The following is a 16,499-nucleotide window of genomic DNA, read 5'->3' on the forward strand; positions in this document are numbered from 1 at the left end:
CACAGGATCGGGAGACAAACCAGTACCATGCGTCCATGAGCTCAGAGGCGGTTGGCAGGTTCATGCCCTCTGTCGTCACGCTCGACGACCTCACCGCGATGATGGCTGCGGACGAGAACCACCGGTATGAAATCAGCCCCGAAGGAGTGGTCTCGATCATGCCGCCGCCGGGATATGCCCACGCGATCATCGCGACCCGGCTCATGCTCTGGCTCGCGCAGGGCGGGGTACCGGCGGAGCGCATCGCCCAAGCCGTCGGCCTGCGCATCCCCGGCCGGGACGGCGGGATCGGCGGGCGTATCCCGGACCTGGTCGTGTGGAGCAAGGCGCAGGCGGACGGCGTCTGGCTCCCCGTCGCGGACGTGCTCCTCGTGGTTGAGATCGTGTCGCCGGGTTCCGAGGGTGTCGACACGGTGACGAAACGCATCGAATACGCTACCGCGGGCATTCCCCAATACTGGGTGGTCGATCAGGACTCGACCCAGACCGTCACGATGCATCGCCTTGACGGTGAGCAGTATGCGGCTCGGGCGAGCATGCCGCTCGCCTGGGTCGTGAATACCTCGCCGGAGGAACACGACCTCGGCTGAGCCCGGCCCAGCCCTCACGCGACCGTGATCGTCTCGCCCCGCGCCGCTCATCGCTGCCGGCGCGACCCGAACAGAGGCTGACTGTCGGGAAAGGCAGCGGTCAGTGCGGTGGTCGGGCGCTGTCGCGGACGACGAGTTCGGTGGCGAGTTCGATACGCGGGCTCTCGGTCTTCTCGCCCCCGGCGAGTCGCAGGACCGTCCGGGCGGCCAGCATGCCCATCTCCGCGAGCGGTTGACGGACCGTGGTCAGGGGCGGGGAGCACCAACGGACCTCGGGCAGGTCGTCGAAACCGATCACGCTGACGTCGTCGGGCACCCGCAGGCCACGTTTGCGGACCGCCTCGTAGACGCCGAGGGCCATCTGGTCGCTGGAGGCGAAGATGGCGGTCGGGGGGTCCGGCAGGGACAGCAGTTGCGTGCCCGAGGTGAAGCCGGACTCGTGGTAGAAGTTTCCGGGCCGGATGAGGGCGTCGTCGACGGCGATGCCGGCGGCCCCCAACGCCGCGCGGTAGCCGTCCATCCGGGCCCGGCTGCACATCAGGTGCGGTGGGCCGGCGATGAAGCCGATCCGGCGGTGACCGAGACCGATCAGGTACTGGTTGGCGCTCAGGCTGCCCGCCCAGTTGGTCGCGCCGATGGTGGGTGACTCCTGCGGGTCGACGCCGGCGGGGTCGATGATGACCACGGGCAGGTGCAGCCGGCGCAGCTCCGCCTGTAGTGGCGGGTTCACCATCGAGGTCACGAAGATGACGCCCTCGGTGGACCGCGTCCGCATGTTGTCGAGCCACTGCTTGGCCGAGGAGATGCGCCAGTGGATGGCGGAGACGACGGTGCCGACACCACTGGCGCGGGCGACGTCCTCCACCCCGCGGATGATCTCCACCGCCCACGGGCTGTCCAGGTCGTTGAAGACCAGGTCGATCAGCGCGGCCTCGGTCCGCCGGGCCTGGGTGCGTCGGCGGTAGCCGTGCTGGTTGAGCAGGGCCTCGACGCGCTCCCGGGTCTCGGGAGCGACGTCGGTGCGGCCGTTGATGACCCGCGAGACCGTGGGCACGGAGACACCGGCCAGTCGCGCGATCATCGCGATGGTGACGTTTCGGCCGTTGTCGGAGCCCACGGTCCGCTCCTTTGTCTGGCGGGGCGTTTCAGGTCGGTCGGCGATCCGGTGTTCTCACCCCTTGACGCTGCCGGTCAGGCCACCGATCAGTTGACGTTCCGCCACGGCGTAGAAGCCCAGTGCGGGAAGCATGGACAGGACGACGTAGGCGAGCACCCGGGCGGTGTCGTCGGCGTACTGCCCCTGGAACGCCTGGACGCCGACGGGCAGGGTCCACCAGCTCTGGTCGCTGAAGACGACCAGCGGGAGCATGAAGTTGTTCCAGCTGGTGACGACGGCCAGGACCGAGACGGTGGCCAGCGCGGGCCGGGCCATCGGCAGCAGCACCCGCCAGAAGAACCCGAAGGAGCTGCACCCGTCCAGGACGGCGGCCTCCTCCACCTCGCCCGGAATGGTCCGGAAGAACTGACGCAGGATGATGATGGTGATCGGCAGCCCGAAGGCGGCCTGGGGCAGGATGACGCCGAGCGGGTTGTCCAGCAGCCCGATGGCGCGCAGCAGGACGAACAGCGGCAGGATCGCCACCGCGAACGGGAACATCAGGCCGATCGCGAACAGGGTCACCAGGAACTCGCGGCCCCGGAAGGCGTACCGGGCGAAGACGAACGCGGCCATCGCCGCCGCGGCGACGACGATGAACGTGCTGCTGACCGCGATGAGCAGGCTGTTGCCGAGCTGCCGCCAGAACACCCCGGAGGCGAAGAGGTCGGTGTAGTTCGACGGCACCCAGGGGTCGGGCAGACCCAGCGGGTTTGTCGACAGTTGGCCGTTGTCCTTGAAGCCACCGATCACACCGAACCAGACCGGTACGACGATGAGCGCGCCGACGACGATGCAGACGAGGTGCAGCACGACGCTGCGGGTCCGCTGGGCGCTACTGGTCGTGGCGCTCATCGCTGGCCTCCCTGGTTGGTGATCGCGCCCGCGGTGTCCCGACGCAGGACGATGCGCTGGTAGAACAGGGCGAAGACGAGGCTCAGCAGGAACATGACCATGCTGATCGCGCTGGCGTAGCCGACCTCGAACCGACGGAAGCCGAACTGGTACATGGTGACGGCCATCGTCTCCGAGGAGTGGATCGGACCGCCGCCGGTGAGCACCCAGACCATGTCGAACAGTTGGATGGTGCCGATGACCGACAGGAAGATGCTGATCCGGATCGTCGGCCCGAGCAGCGGCAGGGTGACGTGGCGGAACGCCTGCCAGGCGGTGGCGCCGTCGGTGACCGCAGCCTCGGACAGCTCCTTCGGGATGCCCTGTCGGGCGGCCAGGAAGAGCATCATGTAGAGGCCGAAGTACTTCCAGGACACCACCAGGAAGACCGCGAACAGCACGGTGGACGGGTCGGCGAAGACCGCGCCCGCCTCCGCTCCGAGGAACGTGGAGACCGACTCGCCCAGGCCCCGGTTGGGTGAGAACACCAGGGTGAACAGGACGGCCGTGGTGACCTCGGAGAGCACGTACGGGGCGAAGAAGATCAGCCGGTAGACGGCTCGGCCCCGCAGCGGCTGGTTGAGCAGCATGGCCAGGGCCAGCGCGGCGGGCAGCTGCACGGTCAGCGACAGTAGCACCAGCACCAGCCCGCGCCACAGGTCACCGCGGAAGGTCGGGTCTGCGAAGGCGCGGGTGTAGTTGTCCAGCCCGATGAAGTTCTCCGGCAGCCCGAAGCCGTTCCACTTGTACAGACTGGCGTAGCCGGCCACCAGGATGGGCGTGATGACCAGCAGCAGGAACAGCGTCAGGGCGGGCGTCAGGAAGACGGCAAGGACGCCACCCCGCCCCGGCCGGGGCTGGCGGCCGCGCCGTCGCGCGGTGCCCGGCCCCGGTGCCGGCGGATCTGTCGCCGTGTCGCCGCGTCCTGGGTACGACACGGTCGATGGCCTGGTCATGCCTGCTCCACTCGGTATCTATCGCCGGCTACGGATGGGTACGGGGTCACGATCAGACGGTCTTTGCCACCTGCGTGATGTCCTTGAGGATCGCCGCAGGCGCCTTCTTGCCGGCGATGATCTCGGCGACGCTGTCGTTGATCTGCTGCCCGAGCGCGGGCGCGTACGCCTGGTCGAGGTAGAGCTGGAAGCCGGTGTTCTTCGCCAGGGTCTCCGCGACGACCTTGTTGTTCGGGTCGCTGATGGCGTCGGTGGCGTCCTTCACCGTGGGCAGTACCGCGCCGGTCTTCGCGGACCGCCGCTGGTTGTCCACGCTGAGCAGGAACTTCAGGAAATCGATGGTCGCGGCCGGGGCGTCCTTGCCGACGGCGAAGCCGTTGCCGCCGCCGAAGACCTCGGTGGCGCTGCCCTTACCGCCGTCCACGGCGGGGAACGGGAAGAAGCCGAGCTTGTCGCCGATGCCCTTCTTGCTGGTCGAGCTGGACGCCTGCACCGCCGGCGCCCACTGGCCCATCAGCTCCATGGCCGCACCGCCGTTGCCCATGGTGGCGGCCTGCCCGTCCGGGGAACCGTACTCGGCGCCGAGGAAGCCCTTCTGGAAGGGTTGCAGGTCGACGAGCTCCTTGAGCCGCTCACCCGCCGCCACGAGGTCGGGAGTGTCGAAGTTCTTGTCGTCGACGGCCTTCTGCAGCGCGCCGACGCCGCCGATCCGCATCGCCAGGTACGACCAGTAGAAGTGGGCCGGCCACTTGTCCTTGCCGGCGATGGCGACCGGGGTGATGCCGGCGGTCTTGAGCTTGCGGACCGCGTCGAGCAGGGCGGCCCAGGTGGCGGGCGGCTCGGTGATGCCGGCGCGGGTGAAGAGGTCCTTGTTGTACCAGAACCCGACCATGCCGATGTCGAACGGGATGCCGTAGATCTTCCCGTCGATCGTGTACGGCCCCATGGCGGCCGGCAGGATGCCGCTGACCAGGTCCTTCACGTCGTCGGTGAGGTCCTTGACCAGACCCGCGTCGACCTGCTGCTTGAGCACGCCGCCGCCCCAGGACTGGAACAGGTCCGGCGGGTCGCCGGCCTGCGTGGCGGTGGTGAGCTTGGCCTTGAACGCCTCGTTCTCCAGCGGCTGGATGGTGAACGTGACGTTGCTGTGCGCGGTCTTGTACTCGTTGGCCATCGCGGCCCAGACCGGCAGCATCGGCTCGGTGTTCTGGATGTGCCACCAGTTGATCGTCTGCGGCGAGTTCGGGTCGCTGGACTTGTCGTCGCCGCTGCAGGCGCTGAGCAGGTAGGCGCCGGCGCCGGCGCCGGCGATGCCGAGCAGCGATCGGCGGGAAAGGTGCGCTGTCATGATCCATCCCTTCGGGGACTCACGGTTTGCTCGGACGCCGGCCGAGCCGGCAAGGGTTCGAACCTGGATCTCCGGAACTTTCATTGCTTCGTCGGTATTACCGATCGATGGCCGGGACGCTACGAGCAGTTCCCCCAGCGGTCAAGACCCCTGTCCTATCGCGATAAGACCGGCTACCGTACGAGGGGCTTCCAGTGATCTGGTTCCCGCAAGTTTCCGGAAGTTTCACAGCCGCACCGCACAGAGGAGCCCTCGTGTCGACCGACACCGCTGACGTGGCGACCGCTGCCTGGTCGATCCGCAACCCCGTCCTCGCCGGGTTCCACCCGGATCCGTCGATCCTGCGCGTCGGCGATGACTTCTACCTGGCCACCTCGACCTTCGAGTGGTATCCCGGGGTACGCGTGCACCACTCGCGCGACCTGGTGAACTGGCGCCCACTGGGTGGGATCATCACCGACCGCCGCCTGCTGGACCTGCGCGGCTGCGGCGACTCCAACGGCGTGTGGGCCCCCGACCTGACGTACCACGACGGGGAGTTCCACCTCGTCTACAGCGACGTGGCCAGCTTCGCCAGCGGCTACTGGGACCCGCAGAACTTCCTGATCACCGCGCCCGACATCGCCGGACCCTGGTCGGATCCGGTGAAGCTGCACGGGCGCGGCTTCGACGCCGCCCTGTTCCACGACGACGACGGCACCAGCTGGCTGCTGAGCATGAGCGCGGACTGGCGTCCCGGCCGGGACCGCTTCGGCGGCATCGAGATCCAGCAGTACGACCGGACGGCTCGTCGGCTCGTCGGCCGGCCCCGCATCCTGTTCACCGGCACGCCGGTCGGGGTGACCGAGGGGCCACACCTGTACCGCCACGACGGCTGGTACTGGCTGATCACCGCCGAGGGCGGCACGAGCTGGGAACACCAGGTCACCGTGGCGCGCTCGCGGGAGCTGTTCGGCCCGTACGAGGTGGACCCGGACGGGCCGCTGCTCACCTCGGTGGGCCGACCCGACCTGCGCCTGCAGAAGGCGGGGCACGGCAGCCTGGTCCAGACTCCCGACGGCGGGTGGTATCTGGCCCACCTGGTCGGTCGCCCCTACTCACCGCTGGGCAACTGCGTGCTCGGGCGCGAGACCGCGATCCAGCGGGTCGAGTGGCCGGACGGCGGTTGGCCCCGCATCCCCGGCGGGGTTCCGGCCGAGGAGGTCGTCGCACCGGACCTGTCGCCGCACCCGTGGCCCGAGGAGCCGGCCACCGACGACTTCGACGCCGCCGAGCTGGCATCCTGCTGGTCGACGTTGCGCCGACCGGCCACCGCGGACTGGGTCGACCTGCGCTCCCGCCCCTCGCACCTGCGCATCCACGGTGGACAGTCGCCGGTGGGCCGGCAGGCGCCGAGCCTGGTCGCGCGGCGGGTCGGGGCGACGCACTGTTCGCTGGAGACGGTCGTCGAGTTCGACCCGATCGACCACCGGCAGCTCGCCGGCATCACCGCGTACTACAACACCCTGAACTGGCACCACCTCTACCTGACCCGCGCCGACGACGGGCGCACGGTGCTGGAGCTGCTCAGTTCGGACAACGGCCGGCGCACGCCGTACCCGGAGCTGACCGTCGACGCCAGCGGTGTCACCCGGGTCGGCCTGCGGGCGGTGTTCGACGGGCCCGTGGTGCGCTTCGACTACGACCTGGGGTCCGGCTGGCAGCGCCTGCCCGTCGACCTGGACGCGACCATCCTGTCCGACGAGCACGCCGCGCTGATCATCGACGGGGAGCCGGCGGCGTGGGGCTTCACCGGGTCCTTCCTCGGGCTGTGGGTGCAGGATCTCGGCGGCGACGGGGTGTACGCCGACTTCGACCGGGCCACCTACCGGGAACACTGAGCACGCGGCAGCCTCACGGCCGCTGGGCGACCGCGCGCAACTGGCCGAGGGTGGTGCGGAAACCGTGACCCGACGCCGTCGCGTCCTCGGTGTGCAGGCCGGTGACTGCCATCGCCTGCGAGCGGGTGGACGCGACGGCGTCGTCGCCGGATCCGGTCACGTCGAAGACACCGAAGTCGCCGCTGAGCGTCCGGTACGTCGGCGTCGCGGCCCCCGCGTCCTGGGACAGGTAGAGGACCACGGGCTGACCCGCCTCGATGGTCGACATGTTCGCCATGTCGGCCACCCCCGCGTCGAGGCGGGCGAGCGTGATCGACGCTCCGGGGCGTACCCCGGAATCGCTCCTGGCCCGCAGCACCTCGTCGACCCGGAAACCGGCGGATCCGACCTCGCCGCGTACCACCAGGTCCGCGGCCTCGGTGAGCTGCTGCACCGTGCCGTACCCGCGCAGCTTTCCCCGCGCCGGCGCGGGCGGCGTCGTCGCCGCCGCGCCGCTGGTGGCAGGCGCGGCGGCCGGCTCGGCGGAGTCGGCGGTCCCGCAGGCCGACAGCGCCACCACGGCGGTCGCGGCGGCCCACCAGGGCAGGGTACGGCGGAGATCGACGGCCATGGTGGGGCTCCTCGCGGGTTCGTGGCGCTGCCGGCGCCCATCGGCCTGCGCGCTCCGGGCACCGTCGGGGCCCGCGCGCCGGCTGACGATAGCGACCGACGCGGACCGGCGCGCATCGGCCGAATGAACAAATGATCTTCATCTCCGCCGGGTCGGGTCGCCCGGTCACGTCGGCTTGCTTACCAACGTGTCCAGGCGACGCAGCGCCCGCCGGGTCGCGTCCTGGTCGGCGGCCAGCAGCGGCAGTCGTACCGCCGGGGTCGGGATGCGCCCTCGCGCGTGCAGCACCGCCTTGATGACGGTCGGGTTGGGGCCGGCGAACAGCGCCGCCGACAGGCCCGCGAGTCGATGACCGAGCGACCGTGCGCACGCCACGTCGCCCGCGTGCCAGTGGCTGACCAACCGGACGAACTCCGCCGCCGCGACCTGGGCCGAGGCCGCGATGGCCCCGTGCGCGCCGAGAGCGAGCAGCGGCGAGAGGAGCGGATCCTCACCACCGAGTACGGCGAAGCCGGGCGGGACGTCGGCGAGGAGGTTGATCGTGTCCGCGTCGATCCCACCCGTGGCGTACTTGACGCCGACGACACCGGGCACCTCGGCGAGCCGGCGGAAATCGTCGGCGTGGAGTTGCTGCCCGGTCCGGTACGGGACGTGGTAGACGACCAGTGGGACCGGGCTGGCCCGGGCGAGGTCGGCGAAGTGGGCGAGCACTCCCGCGGCGCCCGGACGCAGGAACGGCGGTACCAGGCTCAGGGCCGCCGTCACCTCGGGCCGGTCCCCCAGCGCGCGTAACGCCGCGACGCTGTTGGCGCCGACGAACAGGCGCGCGCCGCGCACTCGGCACACCTCGGCCACGACGTCGAGGACCACGCTCTGCTCCTCGTCGCTGAGGGCGGCCGGCTCGCCCGTCGTTCCCAGCGCGACCAGACCGGCCGCACCGGCGTCCAGGGCGTCGACGGCCAGCGCGGTCAGCGCGTCGGTGGCGACGGCTCCGGTGCCGTCGAACGGGGTGATCAGGGGCACGTACAGGCCGGTCAGGGTCATGCCTCCACTCTCGGTGGACCGGACCGGACAGGTCCAGTTCCGATTGCTGGGGCAATACCTAAGCTGAACTGATGCTTGACGTCCGTCGCCTCGTCCTGCTGCGGGACCTGGCCCGTCTCGGCACCATCGCCTCGGTCGCCGAGGCACACGCCTACACGCCGTCCGCCGTGTCGCAGCAACTGGCCGCTTTGCAACGGGAGGCCGGCACCCGGCTGCTGGAGCGCACCGGCCGCCGGGTCAGCCTCACGGCGACAGCCCACGCCCTCGTGCGGCACACCGAGGTCATCCTGGCCGCGCTGGAAGCCGCCGACGCGACCCTCGCGGCCGCGCGAACGGGGCTGCGCGGGAGCGTACGCATCGGCGCCTTCCCCAGCGCCGTCCGCACCCTGCTCCCGGCGGCGCTGGTCACCCTGGCCCGTGACCATCCCGCGCTCGATCTGATGATCACCGAACTGGATCCGGTCGACATGCCGGCCGCCCTCCGGAGCCGGCAGCTCGACGTCGCGCTGCTGCACGACTACGACATCACGCCGGTCCCGCCCGATCCGGCGCTGGACTCGGTCGCGCTGCTGGAGGAGACGGTCCACCTCGCCGTACCCCCCAGGGTCGTGTCGGACGGCGGCGGCGCCGATCCGGTCGGCGCGGCGCGCGACGCGCCGTGGATCGTCGGCACTCCCGGGACGCTCTGCCACTCGGTGGCCCTGCACGTCTGCCGGGTGGCGGGTTTCGCTCCGGCGGTGCGGCACCACGTCGACGACTTCACCGCCACGCTCGCCCTGGTCGCCGCCGGCGAGGGCGTCGCCCTCGTTCCCCAACTCGCCATTCCCCGGCCCGGCCCGCAGGTTCGGCTGCTCCCGCTGGCCATTCGCCGCCGTACGCGGGTCGCCTACCGCAGAGGGGCGGGTGAGCACCCCGCGGTGCGTGCGTGCGTCTCCGCGCTCCAGGGTGCCGCCACCACAATGCCCGGTTGAGCCCGATTGACAGGTGATCGACATACTGCTATCTGTTAATACAGTTTCCTGTTATTCGGGTTGCCCCGGCGCCCTCCCCCACGCCGGGCACCCGACCGGTCGGCGGCATGCCGCCCCTTTCCCCCGAGGAACACCATGGTGCGCAAGAGAACAGCCGCCTACGCCGTGGGCACCCTGCTGATCGGCGTCGCGGCGGTCGGCTACGGCCTGCCGTCGGCCAGCGCCGCGACCGCCGGCCCGATCACCGGCCTGGCCGGCAAGTGCGTCGACGTGGCCGGCGCCAGCTCGGCCAACGGGACGGCGGTGCAGCTCTACGACTGCAACGGCACGGCGGCCCAGACCTGGACGGTGGGCAACAGCGACAACTCGATACGCGCGCTCGGCAAGTGCCTCGACGTCACCGCCGCGTCGACCACCAACGGTGCCAAGATCCAGCTGTACGACTGCAACAACACCGGCGCCCAGAAGTGGACCGCCGGCAGCGGGGGCGCCCTGGTCAACACCGCCTCGGGCAAGTGCCTCGACGTGACCGACCGGAGCACCGCGAACGGCGCGCGACTGCAGATCTGGACCTGCGGCGGCGGCACCAACCAGCAGTGGACCCTGCCCGGCGGCAGCACCCCCACCCCCACGCCGACCGCCAGCGGCTCCACCGGCACCAACCTGGACGACCCGGCGAAGAAGGACGTCGCCATGCAACTCGTCTCGGCCGCCGAAAACTCCTCGCTCGACTGGCGCGCCCAGTTCTCCTACATCGAGGACATCGGCGACGGTCGCGGCTACACCGCCGGCATCATCGGCTTCTGCTCCGGCACCGGCGACATGCTCGAACTCGTCCAGGCGTACACGAACACCAAGCCCGGCAACGTGCTGGCCGGCTACCTGCCGGCGCTGCGCGCCGTCAACGGCACCGCGTCGCACGCGGGCCTTGACCCCAACTTCCCCCGCGACTGGCGTACCGCCGCCAACGACTCGGTGTTCCGGGCCGCGCAGGAGGCCGAGCGGGACCGGGTCTACTTCAACCCGTCGGTCCGCGACGGCAAGAGCGACGGGGTACGGGCACTCGGCCAGTTCGCCTACTACGACGCGGCGGTCATGCACGGGTACGAGGGCATGCGTCAGATCCGCAGCCGCGCCCTCACCCGGGCGAAGCCCCCGGCACAGGGTGGCGACGAGCGGACCTGGCTCAACGCGTTCCTGGACGAGCGGGTCGTCGAGATGAAGAAGGAGGAGGCCCACTCGGACACCTCCCGCGTCGACACGGCCCAGCGGGTGTTCCTGAACAACGGCAACTTCAACCTGAACACGCCGTTGGTCTTCGCCGTCTACGGCGAGCAGTTCCGCATCGGCTGACCTGTCGGCCGCATGTCGCGTGCGGTGAGAGGTGATCGCGCCGCCATTCCGTACGGGGTGGCGGCACTACCAACGTCGACGCGACCACGGCGACCGGCACCGCTCAGTCCGGCAGCGCCCGAGCGACTCGATCAAGCAGGTCTTGGGCGCCGGCACGGGTATCTGGGTCAGGATCGGAGAGCAGACTCTGTAGCGCGGCCCGGAAACGCAAGCGGTCGTCCGACCCAGCGCAGGCCAACTCGAAAGTAGCCGCAGCCCAGCTGCGTTGCGACGCCGACAGCGCCTCGGCGGTCGCGTCGATGACCGCGGTATTCGCGTGGCCAAGGAGGAGACTCCGGACCACGGCGTCTACCGGTTCACTCCCAACGACAGTGCTCAGGTGACATCCGGCCCGGGCTCTGTCCGACGGCAACTGGGACCGAGCCAGTCGCAGGGCCTCATCCGTATCCACCGCCACATCATTCCCGCCCGTGACTCGTACGGGAGATCGGAGGCCTTTGAATCGTTCCCAGCCGGAGAACCGAAGCGCGCCACAGACTGGGCATCCAATCGATCATGATGACTGAAAGTGTCGTACAGGTGTTCTAGTGTCGGATCGTGGTCGAGGAGCTGGCGCAGGTAGACGAGGCAGTTGACGCCTGCCTCGACGCGTCCGCCTGGAGCCTGGGCGAACAGGAGCTGATCGCCGCGCTCGACGCCACGCATCGCCTCGCGCAACGCCTCGTCGCGCTCCAGCTGACCCTCGTCCGCGAGCTGGACGGTCGCGGCACGGCTCGCGCCCAGGGCGCCTCCAGCACCACCGTGTGGCTCCGCGAACGCCTGCGCCTCACGATTCCTGCCGCCCGGCGGCTCGTCGACCTCGCCGCCGCCCTCGACAACGGCCGCAACGACGGGGCACGGCAGGCCTTGGCCCACGGTGCCATCACCGCCGAACAGGCGCGGGTTATCACCGACACCGTGACCACGGTGCATTCCGCCGCCGGCGCCGCGGTCGCCGACAAAGCCACCGGCGTCCTCGTCGAATGGGCCGGACAGTTCGACCCCACCCTGCTGCGAAGGATGAGCACCCGCATCCTCGACCACGTCGCACCGGATGCCGCCGACGCCGCCGCGAAGGCCGCGCTGGACGCCGCCGCCCGCCGAGCCGACCGCGACCGACACCTGACGGTGTCCGAGCAGACGGACGGGCGGCTGCGACTCACCGGCACCCTCGACGCCGAGACCGCCGGCCTGCTCCGCGCCGCCATCGACCCGCTCAGCGGGCCCGCCGGCCCGGACGACACCCGTACGCCGGGCCAACGCCGCCACGACGCCCTCGCCGACGTCTGCCGACTCGCCCTGCGCACCGGCGACCTACCCGCGAACGGCGGCGAGCCCGCTCAGATCGTCGTCACCACCGGCTACGACTCCCTGAGCCAGCAACTCGGCGCCGGCGCCCTCGACACCGGTCTCGCCCTGACCCCGCAGACGGTGCGTCGGCTCGCCTGCGACGCCGCCATCCTCCCCGCCGTGCTCGGCGGCGTTGGTCAGCCACTCGATGTGGGCCGGCAACGCCGCCTCATCACCGGTTCCCTGCGGCGCGCCCTCGTGCTGCGTGACCGTGGCTGCGCCTTCCCGGGCTGCGACCGTCCACCCCGCTGGTGCGACGCCCACCACATCCGTCACTGGGTCGACGGCGGGTCCACGAGCCTCACCAACGCCGTCCTGCTCTGCGGCTACCATCACCGTCACATACACCAGGGAGAGTGGACGGTCCGGCTCGGCAGCGACGGTCGACCGATGTTCGTCCCGCCGGCCTGGCTCGACCCCAACCAGATTCCTCGCCGCAACCACTACCACCGACGCAACTAGCGCGTGCCCTGCCGATAATGGTTGGTCGTCGACTCGTCGACCTGTGAATCTGATGCGGGTGACCGACGGTTTCGACCGTAGACCGACGCCTGTGACGTGGTGCGCGACGGGAAGCTTTGGGCAGCGGGGCTACGTCTTGGCGACGCCATCGTCTACGACTGGGGATTTCACCTCGACAATCGACCATATGAGCAGCGCAGCTTCGTGCTTCTCGATGATGCGTTCCAGATCAATCAGCCGGTCATATTTCCAGCGCAGCAGCAGGGCTGGTGGTATTGCGACCTGGTTAGAGTCACTGATCATGGGAGCGTGGTCACGGTCGACGACCTGTGGATCGACGTGATCGTGAGACCCAACGACCCTCCCTACCGGGTCTTGGATCTCGATGAGTTCGCCACAGCCGTACAGGACGGCGCGCTCAGCGTGAGTGAGGCGACCGAGGGACTCGTCCGCACTCAGCGTTTCCTTGATCGACTTCTCAACCGCCGGCACGACCCACAACGTTCCTGGCCAGATTTCCCACCCGCCAGCCTCACCGACCTGCTGCACGCCGTTTTTCCTCAAGAATGGTCCCTCATCGACGCCGAACTAGTGCCACCGCCGCTCAGCTTGTGGCAGATGAGAGCGGCGCTGAGGATCAGGCCGGCGGGGTAGAGGAACGTACGTCAGGCCTTGGAGGGGTTTGGCCGATCATGTGACGAGCGGCGCCAGACCTGGCGGGGTGCGAACCCTTCACGCCGCAGCCAGTGTTCGGTGTAGACGATCCGATCAGCCTCGACGACCACCAGGGTGTCCTCGGGAGGCTCGGACAGCGGTCGCCCCCGCTCGGCGTGCTCGTTCTCCCATCGGAACGCCTCCCGGTACTGCGGACGGTCCGGATGCCCTGGGTCAATGACCCGGGCAGTTCCGAACACCTGGGCCCCCGGCTGCTGGCCAGCCCGACCAGGGGCGCGAAGATCCCGACGGACACTCGTGGATCGGCAGCGATGTTGCGCATCTTGGGCGAACGCGGCGCGGCCGTGAACAGCACTGCGAAGCCGAGCGGGTAGTACCGCACCGGCGTGGCCAGCGGTCCGTCCGGACCCGTGGTGGCGAGGACGCACATGTTCTGCGACGACAGCAGGTTGAGAATGCGCTCTTCAAGCCGGTCACGGTCGAGCCGCCCACCCGGCGTGGGCCCGGCCAGCCACGGATTGGTCAACGGCACGCGGGAGCCCTATCGCGCGGCTTGACCTGAAGTTCGGATGAGGTTCTAGCCTCCGAGATCGGAGGTACGCATGAGCATGGAAGTTACCGCGTGGACGTCGCTTCGCCACGCGATGAACGCGCGGGACGAGCGACCGCTGTCCCGCGCCACCCTGAAGCGGATCGGGCGGTTCGCCCGACCGCACCGCGCAATGATCGTCAGATTTCTCCTGTTGAGTGTGGTGACGGCCGTGCTCACGGTGGCGTCGCCGATTCTCGCCGGTCGGGTGGTCGACGCGATCGTGGACGGTGCCGACGGCGGCGTCGTGGTCCGGTTGGCCGTACTGATCGCCGTGATCGCCCTCGCCGAAGCGGGTCTGGGCCTGGTCACGCGATATCTCTCCGCCAGCATCGGTGAGGGGCTGATCGTCCAACTGCGGACGGCCGTCTTCGACCACGTGCAGCGGATGCCGGTGGCGTTCTTCACGAGGACCCGGACGGGTGCGCTGGTCAGCCGCCTGAACAACGACGTGATCGGCGCCCAGCGGGCGTTCAGCGACACGCTGTCCAGCGTGGTCGGCAACGCGGTCACCCTGCTGCTGACGTTGGCCGTGATGCTCAGCTTCTCGTGGCAGATCACGCTGTTGGCGCTCGTCCTGCTGCCGATCTTCGTACTGCCGGCCCGCCACATGGGGTCGCGGCTCGCCCGCCTGCAGCGGGAGGCGGCCGAACACAACGCGGCCATGAGCACCCGCATGACCGAACGGTTCTCGGCACCCGGCGCCACCCTGGTCAAGCTGTACGGACGGCCGGCCGAGGAGTCCGCCGAGTTCGCCGCCCGGGCCCGGCGGGTACGGGACATCGGCGTCCGTACGGCCATGCTCCAGTGGGTCTTCATCACCGCGCTCACCGTGGTCGGCTCGCTGGCGCTGGCCCTGGTCTACGGGATGGGCGGCCTGTACGCCCTGCGGGGCAGCCTCGACGCCGGGACGGTGGTCGCCCTGGCGCTGCTCCTGTCGCGCCTCTACGCGCCGCTGACCTCGCTGGCCAGCGCCCGGGTCGAGGTGATGAGCGCGCTGGTGAGCTTCGAACGGGTCTTCGAGATCCTCGACCTCCGGCCGCTGATCGTCGACAAGCCCGACGCCCGACCCCTCCCCGACGGGCCGGTCGCGGTCGAGTTCGACGGGGTACGGTTCGGCTACCCGTCGGCCGACCGGGTGTCCCTCGCGTCCCTCGAGGACGTGGTGAAGCTCGACACGCGCGGCGGCGAGGACGTGCTGCACGGGGTGTCGTTCCGTGCCGAGGCGGGCCAGATGGTGGCCCTCGTCGGCTCCTCCGGAGCGGGCAAGTCGACGATCGCGCAGTTGGTGCCGCGCCTGTACGACGTCGACGACGGGACGGTGAAGCTCGGCGACGTCGACGTCCGCGACCTGTCCGCGGAGTCGATCCGGACGGCGTTGGGTGTGGTGACCCAGGACGGGCACCTCTTCCACGAGAGCATCCGTGCCAACCTGGCGTTCGCCCGGCCGGACGCCACCGAGAACGAGATGTGGGACGTACTTCGGCGGGCCCGACTCGACGATCTGATCCGCGCGCTCCCCGACGGGCTCGACACGATCGTCGGTGAACGCGGGTACCGGCTGTCCGGCGGGGAACGGCAACGGCTGACCATCGCACGGCTGCTGCTCGCCAAGCCGCGCGTGGTCATCCTCGACGAGGCCACCGCGCACCTCGACTCCACCTCGGAGGCGGCGGTTCAGGACGCTCTCGCCGAGGCCCTGGCCGGCCGCACGAGCGTGGTCATCGCGCACCGGCTCTCCACCATCCGGGCGGCCGACCAGATCCTCGTCGTGGAGGACGGCCGGATCGTCGAACGCGGACGACACGGCGACCTGCTCGCGGCCGGCGGCCGCTACCACGAGCTGTACCGCACGCAGTTCTCCCAGGACCAACCGACGGTCCAGGAACAACGCGTGCCGATCTAGGGCGGAACCAGCGTCACGAACCGCGCCACGCCCAGCAACGCCACGCCGCCCGCCCCGGTCGATCCCGGGGCGGGCGGCGAGCTGCGACGGTCAGTCGTCGTCGCCGTCGTCCGTGTCGTCGTCCGCGTCGTCGTCCTTGTCATCGCCGTCGTCGTCGGCGTCGACCGGCTCCTGCTCGGCCTTGACCACCGAGCCGTTCTCACGGTCGACGTCCACCTCGTGCTCGGTGTCGCCGACGACGATCTCGACGCTCCACACCGGGCGGCCGTTCTCCTGCTCGGCCTCGACCTCGACGATCTGGCCGCCGCCGGCCTTGGCGAGCGCGATCTCACCGGCCCGCTTCTCGTCGACGGCGGTGCCGGCCGGCGCGCCGCCCGCGGACGGGGCACTGCTCGTCGGCGTACCCGATGGAGTGCCGGTCGACGACGGACCGCCGGTCGCCGGCGCGGCGGTGGTGCCCTCGGCCGTCGGCGCGACGGTCGCCGCGGCGAGCGTCGTGTCGGTACGCGAGTCGTTCGCGGCGGTGACGCCGAGCGCGACCCCGGCAACCGCCAGCACCGCCGCCCCGCCGGCCGACGCCAGGAGGAGATTGGTCCGCTGCATGATGGTGTCCACCTTTCCTCGTTGTCGGTTACGAGGATCGGCTGAACTCCGATAGCAGTGCGCTGTCCGAACG

Annotated in this window: 14 protein-coding genes and 1 pseudogene; 7 read left to right on the top strand and 8 right to left on the bottom strand. The window is 70.1% G+C overall.

Features of this window, described 5'->3' with window-relative positions; genetic code table 11:
- The first annotated feature begins 35 nt into the window (after positions 1 to 35).
- Positions 36 to 590: a Uma2 family endonuclease gene (locus AC3EN4_RS27985; RefSeq protein ID WP_422735319.1), complete on the top strand. Its 555-nt coding sequence runs from the start codon at positions 36 to 38 to the stop codon at positions 588 to 590.
- A 100-nt stretch (positions 591 to 690) separates the two neighbouring features.
- Here the strand turns inward: AC3EN4_RS27985 and AC3EN4_RS27990 are convergent, their stop codons facing one another.
- From AC3EN4_RS27990 to AC3EN4_RS28005, 4 genes are all read right to left on the bottom strand, one after another.
- Positions 691 to 1,671, bottom strand: coding sequence for a LacI family DNA-binding transcriptional regulator (locus AC3EN4_RS27990; protein ID WP_435209204.1), 981 nt, complete (start codon positions 1,669 to 1,671; stop codon positions 691 to 693).
- A gap of 90 nt (positions 1,672 to 1,761) precedes the next feature.
- Positions 1,762 to 2,601 (bottom strand): carbohydrate ABC transporter permease, encoded by an 840-nt coding sequence (locus tag AC3EN4_RS27995; RefSeq protein ID WP_422735320.1) that lies wholly within the window; start codon positions 2,599 to 2,601, stop codon positions 1,762 to 1,764.
- Complete coding sequence (locus AC3EN4_RS28000; protein ID WP_422735321.1) at positions 2,598 to 3,596, bottom strand: carbohydrate ABC transporter permease; 999 nt, start codon at positions 3,594 to 3,596, stop codon at positions 2,598 to 2,600. Before AC3EN4_RS28000 ends, AC3EN4_RS27995 begins: the two co-directional genes overlap by 4 nt.
- 52 nt (positions 3,597 to 3,648) lie before the next feature.
- Positions 3,649 to 4,944 (bottom strand): extracellular solute-binding protein, encoded by a 1,296-nt coding sequence (locus tag AC3EN4_RS28005; protein WP_422735322.1) that lies wholly within the window; start codon positions 4,942 to 4,944, stop codon positions 3,649 to 3,651.
- Between the two features lie 254 nt (positions 4,945 to 5,198).
- On the opposite strand from AC3EN4_RS28005, the gene AC3EN4_RS28010 reads away from it, so the two are divergent.
- A complete protein-coding gene (locus tag AC3EN4_RS28010) occupies positions 5,199 to 6,824 on the top strand; it encodes a glycoside hydrolase family 43 protein (protein ID WP_435209139.1) in 1,626 nt (541 codons plus the stop codon).
- A gap of 13 nt (positions 6,825 to 6,837) precedes the next feature.
- Here the strand turns inward: AC3EN4_RS28010 and AC3EN4_RS28015 are convergent, their stop codons facing one another.
- Both AC3EN4_RS28015 and AC3EN4_RS28020 read right to left on the bottom strand, forming a co-directional pair.
- Positions 6,838 to 7,434 (bottom strand): hypothetical protein, encoded by a 597-nt coding sequence (locus tag AC3EN4_RS28015; RefSeq protein ID WP_435209141.1) that lies wholly within the window; start codon positions 7,432 to 7,434, stop codon positions 6,838 to 6,840.
- Positions 7,435 to 7,599: 165 nt separating this feature from the next.
- A complete protein-coding gene (locus AC3EN4_RS28020) occupies positions 7,600 to 8,478 on the bottom strand; it encodes a dihydrodipicolinate synthase family protein (RefSeq protein WP_435209142.1) in 879 nt (292 codons plus the stop codon).
- 71 nt (positions 8,479 to 8,549) lie between these two features.
- Between AC3EN4_RS28020 and AC3EN4_RS28025 the strand changes: the two genes are divergently transcribed.
- The 4 genes from AC3EN4_RS28025 (at position 8,550) to AC3EN4_RS28040 (ending at position 13,307) form a co-directional block, all read left to right on the top strand.
- Complete coding sequence (locus tag AC3EN4_RS28025; RefSeq protein WP_435209144.1) at positions 8,550 to 9,449, top strand: LysR family transcriptional regulator; 900 nt, start codon at positions 8,550 to 8,552, stop codon at positions 9,447 to 9,449.
- A gap of 135 nt (positions 9,450 to 9,584) precedes the next feature.
- Entirely contained in the window at positions 9,585 to 10,802 is a 1,218-nt protein-coding gene (locus AC3EN4_RS28030; RefSeq protein WP_435209146.1) for a chitosanase, read from the top strand.
- A gap of 597 nt (positions 10,803 to 11,399) precedes the next feature.
- Entirely contained in the window at positions 11,400 to 12,653 is a 1,254-nt protein-coding gene (locus tag AC3EN4_RS28035; protein WP_435209147.1) for an HNH endonuclease signature motif containing protein, read from the top strand.
- 204 nt (positions 12,654 to 12,857) lie between these two features.
- Positions 12,858 to 13,307: a DUF402 domain-containing protein gene (locus AC3EN4_RS28040; protein ID WP_488179861.1), complete on the top strand. Its 450-nt coding sequence runs from the start codon at positions 12,858 to 12,860 to the stop codon at positions 13,305 to 13,307.
- An 11-nt stretch (positions 13,308 to 13,318) separates the two neighbouring features.
- Here AC3EN4_RS28040 and AC3EN4_RS28045 read toward each other — a convergent pair.
- Positions 13,319 to 13,860, bottom strand: a pseudogene (locus AC3EN4_RS28045) (pyridoxamine 5'-phosphate oxidase family protein).
- Between the two features lie 70 nt (positions 13,861 to 13,930).
- Here AC3EN4_RS28045 and AC3EN4_RS28050 point away from each other — a divergent pair.
- Positions 13,931 to 15,823: an ABC transporter ATP-binding protein gene (locus tag AC3EN4_RS28050; RefSeq protein ID WP_435209149.1), complete on the top strand. Its 1,893-nt coding sequence runs from the start codon at positions 13,931 to 13,933 to the stop codon at positions 15,821 to 15,823.
- Positions 15,824 to 15,913: 90 nt separating this feature from the next.
- Here AC3EN4_RS28050 and AC3EN4_RS28055 read toward each other — a convergent pair whose 3' ends face one another.
- Complete coding sequence (locus AC3EN4_RS28055) at positions 15,914 to 16,438, bottom strand: PepSY domain-containing protein (RefSeq protein ID WP_435209151.1); 525 nt, start codon at positions 16,436 to 16,438, stop codon at positions 15,914 to 15,916.
- Positions 16,439 to 16,499 lie beyond the last annotated feature (61 nt).

The organism is Micromonospora sp. bgisy143, assembly GCF_057708145.1.